Annotated in this window: 16 protein-coding genes and 4 tRNA genes; 18 read left to right on the top strand and 2 right to left on the bottom strand. The window is 60.3% G+C overall.

Annotated elements, in window-relative coordinates; translation table 11 throughout:
- The 9 genes from gltX to ACYZTU_RS19050 all read left to right on the top strand — a co-directional run bounded on the left by gltX (position 1) and on the right by ACYZTU_RS19050 (position 5,216).
- Positions 1-1,482, top strand: coding sequence for a glutamate--tRNA ligase (gene gltX / locus ACYZTU_RS19090; protein ID WP_461964719.1), 1,482 nt, complete (start codon positions 1-3; stop codon positions 1,480-1,482).
- 135 nt (positions 1,483-1,617) lie between these two features.
- A tRNA-Ala gene (locus tag ACYZTU_RS19085) sits at positions 1,618-1,693 on the top strand.
- Between the two features lie 79 nt (positions 1,694-1,772).
- Positions 1,773-1,848: transfer RNA gene (locus tag ACYZTU_RS19080), tRNA-Glu, on the top strand.
- A gap of 53 nt (positions 1,849-1,901) precedes the next feature.
- Positions 1,902-1,977: transfer RNA gene (locus ACYZTU_RS19075), tRNA-Ala, on the top strand.
- A gap of 80 nt (positions 1,978-2,057) precedes the next feature.
- A tRNA-Glu gene (locus ACYZTU_RS19070) sits at positions 2,058-2,133 on the top strand.
- Between the two features lie 182 nt (positions 2,134-2,315).
- A complete protein-coding gene (locus ACYZTU_RS19065) occupies positions 2,316-2,855 on the top strand; it encodes a TetR/AcrR family transcriptional regulator (protein WP_461964718.1) in 540 nt (179 codons plus the stop codon).
- A gap of 31 nt (positions 2,856-2,886) precedes the next feature.
- Positions 2,887-3,720, top strand: coding sequence for an alpha/beta fold hydrolase (locus ACYZTU_RS19060; protein WP_461964717.1), 834 nt, complete (start codon positions 2,887-2,889; stop codon positions 3,718-3,720).
- Positions 3,721-3,768: 48 nt separating this feature from the next.
- Positions 3,769-4,206 carry an acyl-CoA thioesterase gene (locus tag ACYZTU_RS19055; RefSeq protein WP_282377652.1) on the top strand — a complete coding sequence of 146 codons (438 nt, stop codon included), beginning with the start codon at positions 3,769-3,771 and terminating at the stop codon, positions 4,204-4,206.
- Positions 4,207-4,256: 50 nt separating this feature from the next.
- Positions 4,257-5,216, top strand: coding sequence for a tRNA dihydrouridine synthase (locus ACYZTU_RS19050; RefSeq protein WP_461964716.1), 960 nt, complete (start codon positions 4,257-4,259; stop codon positions 5,214-5,216).
- A 70-nt stretch (positions 5,217-5,286) separates the two neighbouring features.
- On the opposite strand, the gene ACYZTU_RS19045 is transcribed toward ACYZTU_RS19050, so the two are convergent.
- Together ACYZTU_RS19045 and ACYZTU_RS19040 are read right to left on the bottom strand one after the other, a co-directional pair.
- The gene (locus ACYZTU_RS19045; protein WP_461964715.1) at positions 5,287-8,565 is read right to left on the bottom strand and encodes an EAL domain-containing protein; all 3,279 of its coding nucleotides are present in this window, start codon (positions 8,563-8,565) and stop codon (positions 5,287-5,289) included.
- 66 nt (positions 8,566-8,631) lie between these two features.
- The gene (locus tag ACYZTU_RS19040) at positions 8,632-9,522 is read right to left on the bottom strand and encodes a LysR family transcriptional regulator (protein WP_461964714.1); all 891 of its coding nucleotides are present in this window, start codon (positions 9,520-9,522) and stop codon (positions 8,632-8,634) included.
- Positions 9,523-9,675: 153 nt separating this feature from the next.
- On the opposite strand from ACYZTU_RS19040, the gene leuC reads away from it, so the two are divergent.
- The 9 genes from leuC (at position 9,676) to ACYZTU_RS18995 (ending at position 20,781) form a co-directional block, all read left to right on the top strand.
- The gene (gene leuC / locus ACYZTU_RS19035) at positions 9,676-11,094 is read left to right on the top strand and encodes a 3-isopropylmalate dehydratase large subunit (protein ID WP_461964713.1); all 1,419 of its coding nucleotides are present in this window, start codon (positions 9,676-9,678) and stop codon (positions 11,092-11,094) included.
- Positions 11,095-11,104: 10 nt separating this feature from the next.
- Complete coding sequence (leuD, locus tag ACYZTU_RS19030; protein WP_461964712.1) at positions 11,105-11,749, top strand: 3-isopropylmalate dehydratase small subunit; 645 nt, start codon at positions 11,105-11,107, stop codon at positions 11,747-11,749.
- Between the two features lie 129 nt (positions 11,750-11,878).
- Positions 11,879-12,643: a class I SAM-dependent methyltransferase gene (locus ACYZTU_RS19025; RefSeq protein ID WP_461964711.1), complete on the top strand. Its 765-nt coding sequence runs from the start codon at positions 11,879-11,881 to the stop codon at positions 12,641-12,643.
- Between the two features lie 72 nt (positions 12,644-12,715).
- Entirely contained in the window at positions 12,716-13,798 is a 1,083-nt protein-coding gene (leuB, locus tag ACYZTU_RS19020; protein WP_461964710.1) for a 3-isopropylmalate dehydrogenase, read from the top strand.
- A 69-nt stretch (positions 13,799-13,867) separates the two neighbouring features.
- Positions 13,868-14,980: an aspartate-semialdehyde dehydrogenase gene (gene asd, locus ACYZTU_RS19015; protein ID WP_461964709.1), complete on the top strand. Its 1,113-nt coding sequence runs from the start codon at positions 13,868-13,870 to the stop codon at positions 14,978-14,980.
- A gap of 244 nt (positions 14,981-15,224) precedes the next feature.
- Positions 15,225-16,235, top strand: a complete 1,011-nt coding sequence (locus tag ACYZTU_RS19010; RefSeq protein ID WP_461964708.1) for an aspartate-semialdehyde dehydrogenase — start codon at positions 15,225-15,227, stop codon at positions 16,233-16,235.
- Between the two features lie 208 nt (positions 16,236-16,443).
- Positions 16,444-19,080, top strand: a complete 2,637-nt coding sequence (locus ACYZTU_RS19005) for a FimV/HubP family polar landmark protein (protein ID WP_461964707.1) — start codon at positions 16,444-16,446, stop codon at positions 19,078-19,080.
- Between the two features lie 189 nt (positions 19,081-19,269).
- Positions 19,270-20,094 (top strand): tRNA pseudouridine(38-40) synthase TruA, encoded by an 825-nt coding sequence (gene truA, locus ACYZTU_RS19000; RefSeq protein ID WP_461971102.1) that lies wholly within the window; start codon positions 19,270-19,272, stop codon positions 20,092-20,094.
- A gap of 63 nt (positions 20,095-20,157) precedes the next feature.
- Positions 20,158-20,781, top strand: coding sequence for a phosphoribosylanthranilate isomerase (locus ACYZTU_RS18995; RefSeq protein ID WP_461964706.1), 624 nt, complete (start codon positions 20,158-20,160; stop codon positions 20,779-20,781).
- The last annotated feature ends 55 nt before the right edge of the window (positions 20,782-20,836 follow it).

The following is a 20,836-nucleotide window of genomic DNA, read 5'->3' as shown; positions in this document are numbered from 1 at the left end:
ATGACCACCGTCCGTACTCGCATCGCGCCATCGCCTACCGGGGATCCCCATGTAGGTACCGCTTACATCGCTTTGTTCAACTACTGCTTTGCCAAGCAGCATGGCGGTGAGTTCATCCTGCGCATTGAAGACACCGACCAATTGCGTTCGACCCGCGAGTCCGAACAACAGATTTTCGATGCCCTGCGCTGGTTGGGTATCGACTGGAGCGAAGGCCCGGACGTCGGCGGTCCGCACGGTCCTTACCGCCAGAGCGAGCGCGGCGAGATCTATCAGAAGTACTGCCAGCAGCTGGTTGAAATGGGCCATGCGTTCCCTTGCTTCTGTACGGCCGAAGAGCTGGACCAGATGCGCGCCGAGCAAATGGCTCGCGGCGAAACCCCGCGTTACGACGGCCGTGCGCTGTTGCTGTCCACGGAAGAAGTCGCTTCCCGATTGGCCGCCGGCGAACCGCACGTGATCCGCATGAAAGTGCCGAGCGAAGGCGTTTGCGTCGTTCCAGACATGCTACGGGGCGACGTCGAGATCCCGTGGGATCGTATGGACATGCAAGTGCTGATGAAGACCGACGGCCTGCCGACGTACTTCCTGGCCAACGTGGTCGATGATCACCTGATGGGCATCACCCACGTGTTGCGCGGCGAAGAGTGGCTGCCATCGGCGCCGAAACTGATTCTGCTTTACGAGTACTTCGGCTGGGAACAACCGGAGCTGTGCTACATGCCGCTGCTGCGTAACCCGGACAAGAGCAAGCTGTCCAAGCGCAAGAACCCGACCTCGGTGACGTTCTACGAGCGCATGGGCTTCATGCCGGAAGCGATGCTCAACTACCTGGGCCGCATGGGCTGGTCGATGCCGGATGAGCGCGAGAAGTTCTCGCTGCAGGAAATGGTCGACCACTTCGACCTGAGCCGCGTCTCCCTCGGAGGCCCGATTTTCGACATCGAGAAACTGTCGTGGCTCAACGGCCAGTGGCTGCGGGACCTGCCGGTGGAAGAGTTCGCCAGCCGCTTGCAGACTTGGGCGCTGAACCCGCAATACATGATGAAGATCGCGCCGCACGTGCAGGGTCGGGTTGAAACCTTCAGCCAAGTCGCACCGCTGGCCGGTTTCTTCTTCGCCGGTGGCGTGAACCCGGACGCCAAGTTGTTCGAATCCAAGAAGCTGTCGGGCGATCAGGTGCGTCAGTTGATGCAGTTGATTTTGTGGAAGCTGGAAAGCCTGCGTCAGTGGGAAAAGGACAGCATCACCGCAACGATTCAAGCAGTGGTCGAATCCCTGGAACTGAAGTTGCGTGACGCCATGCCGCTGATGTTTGCCGCGATCACTGGCCAGGCCAGTTCGGTGTCGGTGCTGGATGCGATGGAAATCCTCGGTCCGGACTTGACCCGTTTCCGTCTGCGCCAGGCGATCGACTTGCTCGGTGGCGTGTCGAAGAAGGAAAACAAGGAATGGGAAAAACTCTTGGGCAACATCGCCTAAGATCGTTTTACCCCCGTTTTTCGGGGGGAGGGCGGTAAGTGATTGTTATGGCGACAAAAAATTTTGGAAATTGTTGAAAATATGTTTGACAGCCTTCCGAAGCGCCATTAAGATTCGCCCCGTCCTCAGCGATGAGGGGCTATAGCTCAGCTGGGAGAGCGCTTGCATGGCATGCAAGAGGTCGACGGTTCGATCCCGTCTAGCTCCACCAATTTACACTTCAAGGTCTGGCCACACGGGTCTTGAAGCGATCAACTCTCAGGGTTGGTCAGTTGTATAGAAGGGTTTGCGTCCCCTTCGTCTAGTGGCCTAGGACACCGCCCTTTCACGGCGGTAACAGGGGTTCGAGTCCCCTAGGGGACGCCAGTTTTACAGAAGCGATGTTGCAAAATGTCGCTCCGCCGTGAGGCGAAAAATCCGGGGCTATAGCTCAGCTGGGAGAGCGCCTGCATGGCATGCAGGAGGTCAACGGTTCGATCCCGTTTAGCTCCACCAATTTTACAGTTCAAGGTCTGGCCACACCGGCCTTGAATCGATCAGCTCTCAGCACTGATCAGTTGTATAGAAGGTTTTGCGTCCCCTTCGTCTAGTGGCCTAGGACACCGCCCTTTCACGGCGGTAACAGGGGTTCGAGTCCCCTAGGGGACGCCACGATTACCCGCTCTGCGGGATTTTATAAGGGTCATTCAATTATTGAATGGCCCTTTTGTTTGTCTGGCGTTTGCCAAATCCCCTATTTCTTTCAAACTGTTCTTCAGACCAGCGGTCACATCCACGACTTGCGAAAAATTATTATGAGAATAATATTCTAGTCGTAATATTCGGAGGCAACGATGAACGATAAAAAAGCTCAAACCCGCGAACGCATCCTCAAGGCTGCCAGCGCAGCGCTGATTCAGCGTGGCCCGGCCGAACCGAGCGTGGGCGAAGTGATGGGTGCAGCGGGCCTTACCGTCGGCGGCTTCTATGCGCACTTCGAAAGCAAGGACGCGATGATGCTGGAAGCGTTCAAGCAGTTGCTCGGTCACCGCCGTGGCTTGATCGCCGACATGGACGCCGAGTTGACCGGCGAAGAGCGTCGCGCGTTGGTTGCTGCGTTTTATCTGTCACGCAAACACCGTGACTCCTCTGAGTCAGCGTGCCCGATTCCGGCTTCGGTCGGTGAACTGGGCCGGCTGCCGGACGAGTTTCGTGTTGCACTGAATGAGCATGTGGAGTTGATGGTCGCGCAGTTGGCGGCCAGCCCGGAAGACACCGACAAAGCCTTGGCCGACATGGCCTTGATGGTCGGTGGTTTGGCTCTGGCGCGCGCGCTGGGACCCGGAGAGTTGTCCGATCGATTGCTGCGCGCCGCCAAATCGGCGGTGCTATGACCTAAAGGCCTAGGCCTGAGGAGTGAGAGCGATGAGCACGTTGAAGTGGGTTCGTGGCGTTAATGGCACCTTGGGTTGGGTCGCACCAAAACTGGTTGCGAACATAATGCGACTGGCATTCATGACGCCGCGCGAGCTGCCGCCGCGTGATTGGGAATTGCCCCTACTGGCGAAATCCGAGCGGATCACCTTGCGCTTCGGCCTCTCGGCACTGCGTTGGGGGCAGGGTCCGGCCGTGTTGCTGATGCACGGTTGGGAGGGTCGGCCAACGCAGTTTGCCAGCCTCATCACCGCACTGGTTGATGCCGGTTACACCGTGGTTGCTTTGGACGGCCCGGCTCACGGTCGCTCGCCGGGCAGCGAAGCGAACGTCGTGCTGTTTGCTCGAGCCATGCTTGAAGCCGCTGCCGAGTTGCCGCCGCTGCAAGCGGTCATCGGTCACTCCATGGGGGGCGCCAGTGCCATGCTCGCCGTTCAACTGGGCTTGCGCACCGAAACTCTGGTCACTATCGCCGCCCCGGCTCGGATTCTCGGCATGTTGCGCGGTTTCGCCCGTTACGTGCGGCTGCCACCGAAAGCCCGTTCGGCGTTCATTCGCCAGGTCGAGAAAGACGTCGGGATGCGCGCTGCGGCGCTGGATGTCGCGCACTATCAACTCGATATGCCCGGCCTGATCGTCCATGCCGAAGACGACTGCTACGTTCCGGTCAAGGAATCGCAGCTGATCAACGAAGCCTGGTTTGACAGCCGTCTGTTGCGCCTGGAAGCGGGTGGTCATCAACGGGTGCTGGCTGACCCTCGGGTGATCGAAGGCGTTCTTTCGCTGCTGGCCGGTCGCAGTCTGCAATCGCGCCAATCGGCTTGAGCATCCGTTACACTGCCCCGGTCAAAATTTTCTGACCAGGAGTGGGGCATGGGCTGGGATCGGGCAACGCCATTTATCATTGATCTGGAAGTCGGCGCAGAGGACATCGATGGGCTGGGTCACGCGAACAACGCGGTGTACGTGACCTGGCTCGAACGCTGTGCCTGGCGCCACTCCCAGCGGCTGGGTCTGGACCTGGTCGAGTATCGTCGGCTGGACCGGGCGATGGCGGTGGTGCGGCACGAGATTGATTACCTGGCGGCCGCCTATGAAGGCGATGAATTGCAATTGGCGACCTGGATTGTCGATTGGGACCAGCGCCTGAAAATGACCCGGCACTTTCAGTTGAAGCGCCCCAGCGACAACACTACGTTGCTGCGGGCGCAAACCACCTTCGTCTGCATCGAACTGTCGACCGGCAAGCCCAAGCGTATGCCGACCGAATTCATCGAGGGCTACGGCCCCGCGTTGCAAGTCGCGATCTAATCGATGCTTTCGAGTAAACTGCCGCACGTTTTTCGTTGAGTGTGTTTTTCATGCAAATTGCTTTGGCGCCCATGGAGGGGTTGGTCGACAACATCCTGCGGGACGTGCTGACCCGTGTGGGCGGTATCGATTGGTGCGTGACCGAGTTCATTCGGATCAACGATCAACTGCTCACGCCTGCCTATTACCACAAGTTCGGCCCTGAACTGCTGACCGATGCCCGGACCGCGTCCGGCGTGCCGCTGCGGGTGCAACTGCTCGGTTCCGATCCGGTATGCCTGGCAGAAAACGCCGCGCTGGCCTGCGAGCTGGGGTCCGAGGTTATCGACCTGAACTTCGGCTGCCCGGCCAAGACCGTCAATAAGTCCCGTGGCGGCGCGGTGCTGCTCAAAGAGCCAGAACTGCTGAACCAGATCGTCGAGCATGTCCGTCGTGCCGTTCCGGCGCATATTCCAGTGACCGCAAAGATGCGCCTCGGTTTCGACAGTCCGGACGGTGCACTGGTTTGCGCCACGGCCCTGGCCGAAGGTGGCGCGGCGCATATCGTCGTTCACGCGCGGACCAAGACCGATGGCTACAAACCGCCGGCCCACTGGGAATGGATTCCTCGGGTGCAGGACGTGGTCAAGGTGCCGGTGTTCGCCAATGGTGATATCTGGAGCGTCGAAGACTGGCGTCGTTGCCGCGAAATCAGCGGTGTGGAAGACATCATGCTCGGTCGCGGTCTGGTCTCGCGTCCGGACCTGGCGCGGCAAATCGTGGCAGCGCGGGCCGGTGAGGACGTCGTCGAGATGACCTGGGCCGAGCTGCTGCCGCTGATTCAGGACTTCTGGCTGCAAGCCAAGGCGCAGATGACGCCACGCCAGTCGCCGGGTCGCTTGAAGCAGTGGCTGGCGATGCTGACTCGCAATTATCCCGAAGCGGTCGAGCTGTTCACCGTCCTGCGTCGCGAGACCGAACTGGATCAAGTCTCGCGTTTACTGGGCCTACAGGTGTCTGAAGCGGCCTGAATCCAATCCGGTCAACGGGACGCAAAACCCAGCGCTGCCGCACTAAGGCAGAGCAATAACAAGGTCTGCGTCATTTGAGCAGCTTTTGAAACTCCTCCACCGGCAGCGGCGGGCTGTGCAAATACCCCTGATACAAATGGCAGCCTAGCCCCTGCAAAAAATCCAGCTGCTCCGGTGTCTCCACCCCTTCGGCAATCACTTTCAATTCGAGGCTGCGGGCCATGGCGACGATGGCTCGGATAATCTCGGCGTCGTTGGGGTCGGTCGTCGCGTCGCGGATGAACGACTGGTCGATTTTCAGGGTGTCGACCGGCAGGCGCTTGAGGTAAGTCAGCGAGGAATAACCGGTGCCGAAATCGTCCATCGCAAAACTCACGCCGAGTTTTTTCAGGCGACGCATTTTGCTGATGGTGTCTTCCAGGTTTTGGATCACGATGCCTTCGGTGATTTCCAGTTTCAGCAGCGAGCAGGGCAGGCCATGACTGCTGAGGTTGTGTTCGATGCGTTCGACGAAGTCGTTCTGCCGAAATTGTCGCGGACTGATGTTCACGCACAGGCTGAAGTCGAGCGGGTCGATCAAGCGTTTGGCGATCAGCTGTTTGAAGGCACTGCAGGCTTCGTCGATGATCCAGGTGCCCACCTCCAGAATCAGCCCACTGTCCTCCAGCACCTTGATGAACTCGGTGGGCGATTGCGCGCCGAGTTCCGGATGGTTCCAGCGTACCAGCGCCTCGGCGCCGACGATGCGCTCGTTACGGGCGTCCACCTGAGGTTGGTAGTGCACGCAGAACTCACCCCGGGAAAGGGCCAGGCGCAGGTCGGTTTCCATGCGCAGGCGTTCGCTCGCAGCCTTCTGCATGGTGTTGTGGTACATCTGCGTCGTGTTGCGGCCTGAATCTTTGGCCCGGTAGAGGGCGATGTCGGCGCGTTTGAGCAGGTCGGTCGGGGTCGAACCATGATCGGGAATCAGCGCGATGCCGATGCTCGGGGTCACTTGCAGGCGTTGTCCGTCGAGGAACATCGGCTCCGACAGCAGTTCACGCAAGGTGTCAGCCAACTGTTGAACCTGCTCGCTGACCTCGTTGCGTGAGCCTTCGAGCCCGCTGAGCAGCACCACGAATTCGTCACCGCCCAAACGGGCGACGGTGTCCTCCATGCGCACGCTGGCTTCGAGGCGCGCGGTGATGATTTTCAGCACGGTATCGCCCACCGGATGACCGAGCGAATCATTGATGTGCTTGAAGTGATCAAGGTCGAGAAACATCAAGGCGCCGCGCAGGTTGTGGCGCTTGAGCAGGGCGATCTGCTGGCTCAAGCGATCCATCAGCAGCGCGCGGTTGGGCAGGTTGGTCAGCGGGTCGTGGTAGGCCAGGTGACGGATTTGCGCTTCAGCGTTTTTCAGCAGGCTGATGTCCCGCGCGGTCAGCAGCAGGCAAGCGGTTTCGTTGAGGGTGATCGGCTCCACTGAGACCTCGACAGTCAGCAGCTCGCCGCGTTTATTGCGCCCAAGCATTTCCTGATGATGCACCCGGCCCTTGATCTGCAGTTCGGCGAGCAGTGCCGAACGTTGTTTTTCCTCGGCCCAGATGCCGACCTGATACACCGTGCGGCCGACCACTTCATCGGCGCGGTAGCCGGTCAGGCGGCAAAAGCCATCGTTAACCTCTAAATAACGCCCGGTGTCGCGCTCGGTGATGGTGATGGCGTCGGGGCTTGAGTGGAACGCCTTGGCGAACTTCTCTTCGCTGGCCTTGAGCGCCGCTTCCGAGCGCTGTTGCTGGGTGATGTCGCGCAGGGTGGTGACGATGCACGGCTGGTCGCCAACGCTGATCTGGCGGCTGGAAATCACGCAGGTCAGGGCTTGCCCGTCTTTGTGCTGAACCAGGATCGCCACGTTGTTCAGGCCTTGCTCGCGGATGACCTGCTCGATCCGTCGCAGGCTTTTCGCCGACGCGTCCCATAAACCGATTTCGTCGGCGCCGCGGCCAATCACGTCGGCGGCGCTCCAGCCGAAGGTCTGGGTGAAGCTGGAGTTGATCTCGATGAATTGGCCGGTGTCCTGCCGGGTCACGCAAATCGGGTCCGGGCTGACCTGGAACAGGGTGGCGAACTTCTCTTCGGACGCCACCAGCAACTGCTCGCGCTCCACCTGATCGGTGATGTCAAGCAGCGTGCCGGCCATGCGCAACGGGGCGCCGTTGTCGTCGCGATAGAGTCGCGCGCGGCTTTCCAGGAAGCGCGAGCTCCCATCCGGCAATTGCACGCGGTAGGTCAGTTGATAATTGCCGGCAGGGCCTTCTCGCAGACTGCGATAGGCGTCGCGCATTGTGCCGCGCTCTTCGTCGGGCACGCCTTCGAAAAACTCGTCGAAGGATTCATGGAAAGGTTTGGCTTCCATCCCGTGTAACTGGGCGGCGCGTGCCGAGCCGTACAACATGCCGCTGGGGATATGCCAGTCCCAGGTACCCAGTTGCGCCGAATCCAGAGCAAGGTCGAGCCGCTCCTGGCTGTCTTTCAGGGCAAGCTCGGCGGCTTTGCGTTCGGTGGTGTCCAGAAACGTACTCAGCAGATAGGGCTGGCCTTCGAGCTCCACCTTTTGTGCGCTGAGAATGCCGTCATGGACTTGGCCATTGCTGGCGCGAAATTGCACCTCCATGCTGACCAGTTCGCCCTTGGCCTTGGTGGCCTTGACCAGTTGTGCCCGTTGCTCCGGGTGCACCCACAGGCCCAGTTCCACAGTGGTACGACCAATGGCGTTTTGCACGGGCCAGCCGAACAGGCTTTCAAAATACTGGTTGGCTTCGGTAATCAGGCCGTCTTCCTGGCGGGTCAGCAGGACCATGTTCGGGCACAGGTGGAACAGCGTGGCAAAACGCTTTTCCGAGCTGCTCAACGCCTGTTCGCGCTGGCGCTGGTGGGTGATTTCGCGGATCACGCCAATCATCCGTGGCCGGCCGTGTTTGTCCGGCAGCAGGCTGCCATTAATCTCCAGCCAGTGCAGGCTGCCGTCGGGCCAGCGAATGCGGTGGTGCATCGCCTGTTCCAGCGGAGCGCCGGCGATCACCGCGTCGAAGGCGCGAATGGTTTTCGCCCGATCTTCTGGCGGCAGCAAGTCGAGGTATTCCAGATCTGCCGGCAGCGGTTGCCGGGGATCGAAGCCGAACAGCGCCTGGGTACCGCGCGACCAACTGATCTGCCCGCGCTCGATGTCCCAATACCAGGCGCCCAGACGTGCACCGTTGAGGGCGGCCAGCAATTGTGGGGCGCTTTCCCAGCTCTGCTCGGACCTTTTTGGGTCAAGCGCCTGTATACGCGGCATCGGCGGAATACGGTCAACAGATTTCGGCATGGGCAAGCCTTAGCTGAGTGGGGTGTCAGGTTCAGTAACTCGAGGCCCTATAAGAAGTAGCACAGCTTAGCCGAGAGTCCCTGGCAGATCGATTTGTGCATCCAGCAAGGCCATGAAGGCTCGCGCCGCATTCGATAGCGTCCTTTCTGTGTGCAGGATATAGCCTAGCTGGCGAGTCAGTTGTATGCCCGGTAAAGGTATTCGCGCAACCTGATCATCAAGCATGGTGCGCGGCAACACGCTCCAGGCCAGGCCAATCGAGACCATCATCTTGATGGTTTCCAGATAATTCGTGCTCATGGCGATGTTCGGCGTCAGGCCTTGAGCTTCGAACAGGCGCCGGACGATGTGGTGGGTAAAGGTGTTGCCACCCGGAAATACCGCCGGGTGCAGGGCAATGTTCGCCAGGCTGACCGGGCCGTCGCTGATCAGCGAGTGCTCCGGGGCGACCACGAAGTCCAGCGGGTCGTCCCACACCGGGGTGGCCTTTACCAGTGCGTGGGGCTCCGGCGCCAGGGTGATGACCGCCAGTTCGGCGCGGCCATGGAGAATTTCTTCGTAGGCCACTTCCGAATCGAGGAACTGAATATCCAGCGCCACCTGCGGGTAACGTCGGGTGAATTCCCTTAATAAGGGGGGTAAGCGGTGCAGGCCGATGTGGTGGCTGGTGGCGAGGGTCAGGCGGCCGGACACTTCGCCGGTCAGGTTGGTCAGGGCGCGGCGGGTGTCGTCCAGCACATTCAAGATTTGATAGGCCCTCGGCAGCAAAGCGCGACCGGCCTCGGTCAGGCCAACTTCACGGCCCAGGCGATCGAACAGGCGCACCTTCAATTGCTGCTCCAGTCCGGCAATGCGTTTGCTGATGGCCGGTTGCGTCAGGTGCAGCCGTTCGCCAGCGCCGGAGAAACTCCCGGTCTCGGCAATCGCGATAAAAGCGTTGAGGTTGGCCAGATCCATTGTGGTATTCCAGTTGGTTATCCAAAGCATAAAAAATATGAATTTGAGTTATTTAATGTAACCCCCTAGGATCGACCTCACAAGCCAAGGGGTTATTGAACCGTGCATGACCCAAGGCATAGAAAATAGAAGCAAGCTGATGAGGACCGTCTGATGGCCGGCAAAACGCTTTACGACAAGCTCTGGGATTCCCATGAAGTGAAACGGCGCGACGATGGGTCGTCGCTGATCTATATCGACCGCCACATCATCCATGAAGTGACTTCGCCCCAAGCTTTCGAAGGCCTGCGTCTGGCCGGGCGCAAGCCTTGGCGCGTCGACTCGATCATCGCCACCCCGGACCACAACGTACCGACCACTCCGGATCGCAAGGGCGGCATCGAAGCGATTACCGACCAGGTCTCGCGTTTGCAGGTTCAGACCCTCGATGACTACTGCGATGAATACGGCATCACTGAATTCAAAATGAATGACGTGCGCCAAGGCATCGTTCACGTGATCGGTCCGGAGCAGGGTGCCACCTTGCCGGGCATGACCGTGGTCTGCGGCGATTCGCACACCTCGACTCACGGCGCGTTTGGCGCCTTGGCCCACGGCATCGGGACTTCCGAGGTCGAGCATGTGTTCGCCACGCAGTGCCTGGTCGCCAAGAAAATGAAAAACATGCGGGTGTCGGTCGAAGGCAAATTGCCGTTCGGCGTGACGGCCAAGGACATCGTGCTCGCGGTGATCGGCAAAATCGGCACCGCCGGCGGTAACGGCCACGCCATCGAGTTTGCCGGCAGCGCCATTCGCGATTTGTCCGTTGAAGGCCGCATGACCATCTGCAACATGTCCATCGAGGCCGGTGCTCGCGTAGGTCTGGTGGCTGCCGACGAAAAAACCGTGGCTTACGTCAAGGGTCGTCCATTCGCTCCGAAAGGCGCGGAATGGGATCTGGCGGTCGAAGCCTGGAAAGACCTGGTGTCCGACGCTGACGCCGTGTTCGACACCGTGGTCGAACTCGACGCCACTCAGATCAAGCCTCAAGTCAGCTGGGGTACGTCGCCCGAGATGGTCTTGGCGGTTGATCAGAACGTTCCCGATCCTGCGAAGGAAATGGACCTGGTCAAACGTGGCTCCATCGAGCGCGCCTTGAAATACATGGGTTTGAGCGCCAATCAGGCGATCACCGACATTCAGCTGGACCGGGTATTCATTGGTTCCTGCACCAACTCGCGGATCGAAGACTTGCGCGCTGCTGCGGTGATCGCCAAGGGCCGTAAAGTCGCTTCGACCATCAAGCAAGCCATCGTGGTGCCGGGCTCGGGCCTGGTGAAGGCACAAGCCGAGGCCGAAGGCCTGGACAAGATTTTCCTCGAGGCCGGTTTCGAGTGGCGTGAACCGGGTTGCTCGATGTGTCTGGCGATGAACCCGGACCGTTTGGAGTCGGGCGAGCATTGCGCCTCGACCTCCAACCGCAACTTCGAAGGGCGTCAGGGCGCCGGTGGTCGTACTCACCTGGTCAGCCCGGCCATGGCCGCGGCGGCTGCCGTCAACGGTCGTTTCATCGACGTTCGCGAACTGATCTGAGGAACCGCACATGAGAGCTTTTACCCAACACACCGGTTTGGTCGCACCCTTGGACCGTGCCAACGTCGATACCGACCAGATCATTCCGAAGCAGTTCTTGAAGTCGATAAAACGCACCGGTTTTGGTCCGAACCTGTTTGACGAATGGCGCTACCTGGACGTGGGCTATGCCTATCAGGACAACTCCAAGCGTCCGCTGAACAAGGACTTCGTCCTCAACGCCGAGCGGTATCAAGGCGCCAGCGTGCTGCTGGCTCGCGAGAACTTCGGTTGCGGCTCGAGCCGCGAGCACGCGCCGTGGGCGCTGGAAGAGTACGGTTTTCGCAGCATCATCGCGCCGAGCTACGCCGACATTTTCTACAACAACAGCTTCAAGAACGGCTTGCTGCCGATCATCTTGAGCGACGCTGAAGTCGATGAGCTGTTCCAGCAAGTCGAAGCGAATCCTGGCTACGAATTGACGGTCGACCTGCAAGCCCAGACCGTAACCCGGCCTGATGGCAAGGTTTACAGCTTCGAGCTTGACGAGTTCCGCAAGCATTGTCTGGTCAACGGCCTGGACGACATCGGCCTGACCTTGCAGGAAGGTGAGGCGATCGCGGCGTTTGAAGCCAAACACCGTGCGAGCCAGCCGTGGTTGTTTCGCGACGCATGATTGTTTGTAAAACGTGATGACGCCTTCGCGGGCAAGCCTAGCTCCTACGGTTGTAATGCATTCTCCTGTAGGAGCGAGGCTTGCCCGCGAAGAGGCCCGCCCAGACAACACAAATATCAGGACATTACGATGACCAGCACCGCCCACAGTCAGGTTGTACAGAAGCAATTCGGTGAACAGGCCTCGGCCTATCTGAGCAGCGCCGTTCACGCTCAAGGCACCGAATTCGCACTGCTACAGGCTGAACTGGCAGGGCAGGGAGATGCCCGTGTGCTGGACCTGGGCTGCGGCGCCGGTCACGTGAGCTTCCACGTGGCCTCGCTGGTGAAAGAAGTGGTGGCCTACGACCTGTCGCAGCAGATGCTCGACGTGGTGGCCGGTGCCGCCGTCGACCGCGGCCTGAGCAATGTGTCCACGGTGTTGGGCGCCGCTGAACGGTTGCCGTTCGCCAATGGTGAGTTCGATTTCGTCTTCAGCCGTTATTCGGCGCACCATTGGAGCGATCTCGGCCTGGCCCTGCGGGAAGTTCGCCGGGTGCTAAAACCGGGCGGGGTGGCGGCGTTCATCGATGTGTTGTCACCGGGCAGTCCGTTGTTCGACACTTACCTGCAAAGCGTCGAAGTGCTGCGCGACACCAGCCATGTGCGCGATTATTCCGCCGGCGAGTGGTTGCGTCAGGTCAGCGAAGCGGGGTTGCATACTCGCAGCACCACCCGTCAACGGCTGCGTCTGGAGTACACCTCCTGGGTTGAGCGCATGCGCACGCCAGAGGTGATGCGCGCGGCGATCCGCGAGTTGCAGCAGTCGATGGGCAACGAAGTGCGTGAATATTTTGAGATTGAAGCCGATGGTTCGTTCAGTACAGATGTGCTAGTGCTGATGGTTGAACGATAAGCGTCGAGCGATAGACTTTTTCCCGGCTAACCCGCGACCCCAGGGCACGCCGACTGATGACATGAGGAAAGCATGAGCAAGCAGATTCTGATTCTCCCAGGTGACGGTATTGGCCCGGAAATCATGGCCGAAGCGGTCAAGGTGCTGGAGCTGGCGAACGACAAGTACAGCCTGGATTTCGAGCTAAGCCACGACGTAATCGGCGGCGCCGCCATCGACAAGCATGGCGTGCCTTTGGCCGACGAAACCCTGGACCGTGCGCGCGCAGCCGATGCTGTACTGCTCGGCGCTGTGGGCGGCCCTAAATGGGACACCATCGAACGTGACATCCGCCCTGAGCGCGGCCTGCTGAAAATCCGCGCGCAACTGGGCCTGTTCGGCAACCTGCGTCCGGCGATCCTCTACCCGCAGCTGGCCGAGGCTTCGAGCCTGAAGCCCGAGATTGTTGCTGGCCTGGACATCCTGATCGTCCGTGAACTGACCGGCGGTATCTACTTTGGCGCGCCACGCGGTACCCGCACCCTGGAAAACGGCGAGCGTCAGGCTTACGACACCCTGCCGTACAGCGAAAGCGAAATCCGCCGTATCGCCCGTGTCGGTTTCGACATGGCCATGGTGCGCGGCAAGAAGCTGTGCTCGGTGGACAAGGCCAACGTACTGGCCTCCAGCCAACTGTGGCGTGAAATCGTCGAGCAAGTGGCCAAGGATTACCCTGAAGTCGAACTGAGCCACATGTACGTCGACAACGCCGCCATGCAACTGGTGCGTGCACCCAAGCAATTCGACGTGATCGTCACCGATAACCTGTTTGGTGACATTTTGTCCGACCAGGCATCGATGCTCACCGGTTCCATCGGCATGCTGCCGTCGGCGTCGCTGGATACCAACAACAAAGGCATGTACGAGCCGTGCCACGGTTCGGCGCCGGACATTGCCGGCAAAGGCATTGCCAACCCGTTGGCGACCATTCTGTCGGTGTCGATGATGCTGCGTTACAGCTTCAATCTGCAGGATGCGGCCGATGCGATCGAGAAGGCCGTCAGTCTGGTTTTGGACCAAGGCCTGCGCACTGGCGACATCTGGTCGGCGGGTTGCACTAAAGTCGGTACGCAGGAAATGGGCGACGCTGTAGTCGCCGCGCTGCGGAATCTGTAATCTCTTGGGCCCGCTGCAACTTTCACTCTTGAAAGCAGCGGCCCACTTTTTAAAGAAGGTGTAGTTGCGATGAAACGTGTAGGTCTGATCGGTTGGCGCGGTATGGTCGGTTCCGTGCTCATGCAGCGGATGCTGGAAGAGCAGGATTTCGATCTTATTGAGCCGGTGTTTTTCACCACTTCCAATGTCGGTGGCCAAGGCCCGTCCGTGGGCAAGGACATTGCTCCGCTCAAGGACGCTTACAGCATTGAAGAGCTGAAAACCCTCGACGTGATTCTGACCTGCCAGGGTGGCGACTACACCAGCGAAGTCTTCCCGAAACTGCGCGAAGCCGGCTGGCAGGGTTATTGGATCGACGCCGCTTCCAGCCTGCGCATGCAGGATGACGCGGTGATCGTGCTGGACCCGGTGAACCGCAAGGTCATCGACCAGCAGCTCGATGCGGGCACCAAGAACTACATCGGCGGCAACTGCACCGTCAGCCTGATGCTAATGGGCCTCGGCGGCTTGTTCGAAGCCGGTCTGGTCGAGTGGATGAGCGCCATGACCTATCAGGCGGCCTCCGGTGCCGGCGCGCAAAACATGCGTGAACTGATCAAGCAAATGGGCGCGACCCACGCCGCTGTCGTCGATCAACTGGCCGACCCGGCCAGCGCGATCCTTGACATCGACCGCCGTGTCGCCGAAGCCATGCGCAGCGACGCGTACCCGACCGAAAACTTCGGCGTTCCGCTGGCCGGCAGCCTGATCCCGTGGATCGACAAGGAACTGCCGAACGGTCAGAGCCGTGAAGAGTGGAAGGCCCAGGCCGAGACCAACAAGATCCTTGGTCGCTTCAAGAGCCCGATCCCGGTCGACGGCATCTGCGTGCGCATCGGCGCCATGCGCTGCCACAGCCAGGCGCTGACCATCAAACTGAACAAAGACGTGCCGATCGCCGACATCGAAGGGCTGATCAGCCAGCACAACCCTTGGGTCAAACTGGTGCCGAACCAGCGTGACGTCAGCATTCAGGAGCTGAGCCCGACGAAAGTCACCGGCACCCTGAACGTACCGGTTGGCCGTTTGCGAAAACTGAACATGGGCACGCAGTACCTCGGCGCGTTCACCGTCGGCGACCAGCTGCTGTGGGGCGCGGCCGAACCGCTGCGTCGCATGCTGCGGATCCTGCTTGAGCGTTGATCGATTGAAGTAAACAAAGAGCCCGTGCCTTGAAAGATGTGCGGGTTTTTTTATGGGAAATGTGTCGTCAAGACGGTCCCCTTCGCGGGCAAGCCTCGCTCCTACAAGTGCAGCGCGATCCCATGTAGGAGCGAGGCTTGCCCGCGAAGGGGGCGGCGCAGGCACCACAAATCCCCGGCAGAATTGCCTGCATGCCAACCACCCGGTAAAGTGCCGCTCCCCCCGTTTCGCCAGAGGTAGAACCATGAGCCAGTCCTTTGATATTGCCGTGATCGGCGCCACCGGTACTGTTGGCGAAACGCTCGTGCAGATTCTCGAAGAGCGCGACTTCCCGGTCGGCAATCTGCACCTGCTCGCCAGCAGCGAATCGGCGGGGCATTCGGTGCCGTTTCGCGGCAAGAACGTACGGGTGCGGGAAGTCGACGAATTCGATTTCAGCAAAGTCCAGCTGGTGTTCTTCGCTGCCGGCCCTGCGGTGACCCTGAGTTTCGCTTCGCGTGCCACGGCGGCCGGTTGCTCGCTGATCGACCTGTCCGGCGCCTTGCCGGCTGATCAGGCGCCGCAAGTTGTGCCTGAAGCCAACGCCGAAATCCTGGCCGGTTTGAAAAAGCCGTTCCAGGTCAGCAGTCCAAGCCCTTCGGCCACTACGCTGGCGGTAGTGCTCGCACCGTTGCTCGGTTTGCTCGACCTGCAACGCATCAACCTGACCGCCAGCCTGGCCGTGTCTGCCCAGGGGCGCGAAGCCGTCACCGAGCTGGCCCGGCAAACTGCCGAGCTGCTCAATGTGCGTCCGCTGGAGCCGACCTTCTTCGATCGGCAGATGGCCTTCAACCTGCTGGCGCAAGTTGGCAAGCCCGATGATCGGGGGCATACGCTGCTGGAAAAACGCCTGGTACGCGAGCTGCGTCAGGTCATGGCACTGCCTTTATTAAAGATTTCCGTCACTTGCATTCAAGCCCCGGTGTTTTTTGGCGATAGCTTTAACGTGACGTTGCAGTCAGCGAGCGACATCGACCTGACGAAAGTCAACGCCGCCCTGGAAGACGCGCCCGGTATCGAGCTGGTGGAAGCCGGTGATTACCCGACGCCGGTAGGCGATGCGGTAGGGCAGGATGTGGTCTACGTTGGTCGGGTTCGCGGCGGGATCGACGACCCGTCGGAACTTAATTTGTGGCTGACGTCAGATAACGTACGAAAAGGCGCCGCGCTCAATGCTGTGCAGGTGGCTGAATTGTTGATAAAAGACCTGCTGTAAAAGATACTTCGCAACAATTCACAGAATGATTCGGGCCGAGCGCTATGCTTGGCCAGATTGCCGAAGGCGGGCCACCCTCCGGGGCTTTGCGTGGCATGAATGAAACGATCGCGCGCGACGACTCTTCGCCGCCGCGCGCAATGCCTTACGGCAGCGGCTATTAACACCTTCTCGCTGGCCGAGGAATGTTCAGACAAAGGATTAGGCTATGGTTCAAGTTCGCAAACTGGTGTTAGCAATAGCGGCCGCCTCGGCGCTGTCCTCCGGTATGGCGCATGCCCTCGGGCTCGGGGAATTGACCCTGAAGTCGACGCTGAATCAGCCCCTGGTGGCGGAAATTGAGTTGCTCGACGTCAAGGACCTCACCGCTGCCGAAGTGGTGCCGAGCCTGGCTTCGCCCGAAGATTTCGCCAAGGCCGGTGTCGACCGCCAGGCGTTTCTCAATGACCTGACCTTTACCCCGGTGCTCAACGCCAGCGGAAAAAGCATCCTGCGTGTGACATCCAGCAAGCCACTCTCGGAACCCATGGTGAAATTCCTGGTTCAAGTGATGTGGCCCAACGGTCGTCTGCTGCGTGATTACAGCGTGCTGCTTGATCCGTCCAAATTCTCGCCGCAAACCGCTGATGCGGCTGCGCAACCGGCACCGACTCAAACCGTCACTGCGCCAGTAACCGCCGCGACCACGCCGACCCAATACACCACCACGCCGCGCGATACCCTGTGGGAAATCGCAGCGAAGGCGCGCAACGGCGGTTCGGTCCAACAAACCATGCTGGCCATCCAGGCGTTGAACCCGGATGCCTTTATCGACGGCAACATCAACCGGTTGAAAACCGGTCAGGTGCTGCGTTTGCCGGATCAGGCACAGAGCACCAGCCTGCCGCAACCGAAGGCCATTGCTGAAGTCTCCGCGCAGAACACCGCTTGGCGTCAGGGTCGTCGCTACGTGGCGAAGCCCGGGGCCGGACAGCAGCAGCTCGATGCCACCAAGCGCGCTCGCGGTGAAGGCACTTCGTCGCAAACGGCGAAAGACAGCCTGAGCCTGGTCTCTGCCGAGTCCGGCAAGGCCGGTGGCAAAGGCGCCGCAGGTGATGCGAAGAACCTGAGCAACAAGCTGGCCGTGACCCAGGAAAGCCTCGACACGACACGTCGTGACAACACCGAACTGAAAAGCCGAATGACCGATCTGCAAAGTCAGATGGACAAGCTGCAACGCCTTATCGAGTTGAAGAACAATCAACTGGCCAAGTTGCAGGCTGAAGGTGCCGCGGGCGCACCGGTTGCCGCGAACGCTCCGGCGATGTCAGCCGAATTGGCGGTCAACCCTGCGGACGCGGCTCCGGTGGCACCTGAAGCTGCTGCTGCGCCTGAGGCCACGCCGGCTCCGGTCGAGAAGCCAATCGAGCCGACGCCTGTAACGTCCGACGATCAAAAATTCAACGAGCTGCTGACCAATCCGGTGCTGCTCGGCCTGGTGGGCGGCGGTGCGGTGGTTCTGCTGCTGTTGCTGCTGTTGCTGGCGCGTCGCCGCAAAGCCCAGCAAGAAGCCGAGAAGCATTTGCGCATGGCCCGTGACTTGGCCGAGGAGCAGGAGTTCTCCGCTGACCTCGACCTGCCGAAAAGCATCTTCGAAGACCTGGAAGTGCCGCCGCCGAGCGTGAAGCTTGCTACCGTGCCAACGCCTGCACCAACCCCGGCACCCGCACCGGCGCCGGTGATTGCTCCGGTTGTGGTCACCCCGCCGATCGCCGCGCCACTGGTATCACCTGCTGCCGAGCACGATGACGACGTGCTGAGCAAGGCGCAGTCGCACATCACTGCCGGTCGTCTGAATCAGGCGGCTGCCTTGCTGGAAGACGGGATCAAGCAAGAGCCGCAACGCAGTGACCTGCGCCTCAAGCTGATGGAAGTCTACGGTCAGCAAGGCGACCGCGATGCATTCGTTGCCCAGGAACGCCAACTGGTGGCCAACGGTGACAACTTTGCTCAAGTCGAAAAACTCAAGAGCCGCTTCCCGGCCATGGTCATTGCGGCTGCCGGTGGCATCGCAGCAGCTGCGATCGCTGCCGAACTGGACGCGGAGTACGTCAAGGATCTGCTGCTGGACGAGCCTGAAGCGTCGGCGTCGCCAGTGCCCGATGACTTCGACAGTGCCTTCGATTTGAGCCTGGATGATCTGGAAACTGCCTCGCCGGCAGTGGTTGCACCAGAAGCAGAAGCAGAAGCTGAGCCAGAGTCTGCGGCGGAGCTGGACGAGTTCCCGTTGGATGACGACCTGAGCTTCGAGTCGGTGTTGCAGCAGCAGACCGACATCAAGGAAAACCTCGACGACCTGTCGGACTTTGACCTGGATATGGATCTCGGTGGCAATGCCTCGCCGGCGACCCTGGCCGAAGACGACTTCCTGCTGAGCCTGGATGACGGCGTCAAGGACTTGGATTTACCTGCCGCTGAAGCGCCGGCTGTTCCCGAGGTTGCGCTGGACGATCTGGAGCTTCCAGCCGATTTCGACCTGTCGCTGGCGGACGAAATGGACGCCCCTGACGCTCCGGATGCTTTCGCAGCCGAGCTGGATGACGTCAACGCCGAGCTGGATCGTCTGTCGCAGAGCATTGGCGAGCCGACTTTCACGGCGGAAGACGCTATGGCCTCCGCAGCTGACGAGCCGGAATTCGACTTCCTTTCCGGCACTGACGAAGTCGCTACCAAGCTCGATCTGGCCCAGGCCTACATCGACATGGGCGACGCCGATGGTGCCCGGGACATCCTCAATGAGGTGGTGACCGAAGGTGACGACGGCCAGAAGAGCGAAGCCAAGGAAATGCTTTCGCATCTGGCTTGATTGATTGGTAAGGCGTAAACAAAACGGCAGCCCATTGAGGCTGCCGTTTTTGTTTCTGTCCTGGGTGCCCGGCAGGCCACAAACAACACGCGCCTCTGGCGTCCTGGTCCGGCGGCCTTATAATGCCCGCCTTTGCGTACATCTGCAGGCTGTCACTCCTTGGCAAATATAGATAATCCGGCCGCCGAAATGGCGGCCGACGGCTTATTCCGGATCGCGTTGGGCGTTGAATACAAAGGTTCGCGCTATCGCGGCTGGCAACGCCAGGCCTGCGGCGTGCTCACCGTGCAGGAGACGCTCGAAAAGGCCTTGTCCAAAGTCGCCGATTCGCCCGTGTCGCTGCTCTGCGCCGGGCGTACGGATGCCGGCGTGCATGCGTGCGGCCAGGTCGTGCATTTCGATACTCAGGTCGAGCGTTCGATGAAAGCTTGGGTCATGGGCGCCAACATCAACTTGCCCCATGACGTCAGTGTCAGCTGGGCCAAAGTCATGCCAGCGCATTTTCATGCTCGGTTCAAGGCCATCGCCCGGCGCTATCGCTACGTGATCTACAACGATCAGATTCGTCCGGCGCACCTGAACGATGAAATCACCTGGAACCACCGCCCGCTGGACGTCGAACGCATGGCCGAAGCGGCCCAGTATCTGGTCGGTACCCACGACTTCAGCGCCTTCCGCGCTGGCCAGTGCCAGGCCAAGTCACCGATCAAGGAACTGCATCACCTGCGCGTCACACGCCACGGCAAGATGATCGTGCTGGATATCCGTGCCAGTGCCTTCCTGCACCACATGGTGCGCAACATTGCGGGCGTGCTGATGACCATCGGTGCTGGCGAGCGCCCGGTGGAGTGGATGAAAGAGGTGCTGGAGAGCCGTATTCGCCGTTCCGGTGGCGTGACGGCGCATCCATTCGGCCTGTACCTGGTGCAGGTCGAGTACCGCGACGAGTTCCAATTGCCCGAGCGTTACATCGGGCCGCACTTCCTCACCGGCTTCTCTGAACTTGACGGCTGACGCCCTCGAACGCTTTTGTTACCATCCGGGACTTTCACGGATTTGCCTTGGGGTTCTATCGACATGTCGTCCGTTCGCAGCAAGATTTGCGGGATTACCCGCATAGAAGATGCGTTGGCAGCGGTTGAGGCCGGGGCCGATGCCATCGGATTTGTGTTCTATGCCAAAAGCCCGCGGGCCGTGACGTTCCAGCAGGCGCGCTTGATCATCAAGGCGCTGCCGCCATTCGTGACCACCGTGGGGTTGTTCGTCAACGCCAGCCGCTGCGAGTTGGGCGAAATCCTCGACGCCGTGCCGCTGGATCTGTTGCAGTTCCATGGCGACGAAACCGCAGCCGACTGTGAAGGCTGGCACCGCCCGTACATCAAGGCACTGCGGGTCAAGGCCGGCGACGATATCGCGGCGGCATGCGATGCGTTTCCGAACGCCAGCGGTATCCTGCTCGACGCCTACGTTGAAGGCGTACCCGGCGGAACCGGCGAAGCGTTCGACTGGTCATTGATACCGCAAGGCTTGAGCAAACCGCTCATCCTCGCTGGCGGACTGACCGCGGATAACGTCGCCGAGGCGATTGCCCGGGTCCGGCCTTATGCCGTGGATGTCAGCGGTGGGGTAGAGGCGAGCAAGGGCATCAAGGATCACGCAAAGATTCAGGCATTCATCAAGGCTGTACGTAGTAGCACGTAGTTGATGTGACGGCTGGCAGACTGCCGCCGTCCCAAAATGCACTGCGCTGCACAAA

The sequence above is a fragment of the Pseudomonas sp. HLT2-19-2 genome (assembly GCF_054898005.1).
The sequence above is the reverse complement of the archived record's forward strand: the minus strand, read 5'-3'. Positions and strand labels throughout refer to the sequence as shown.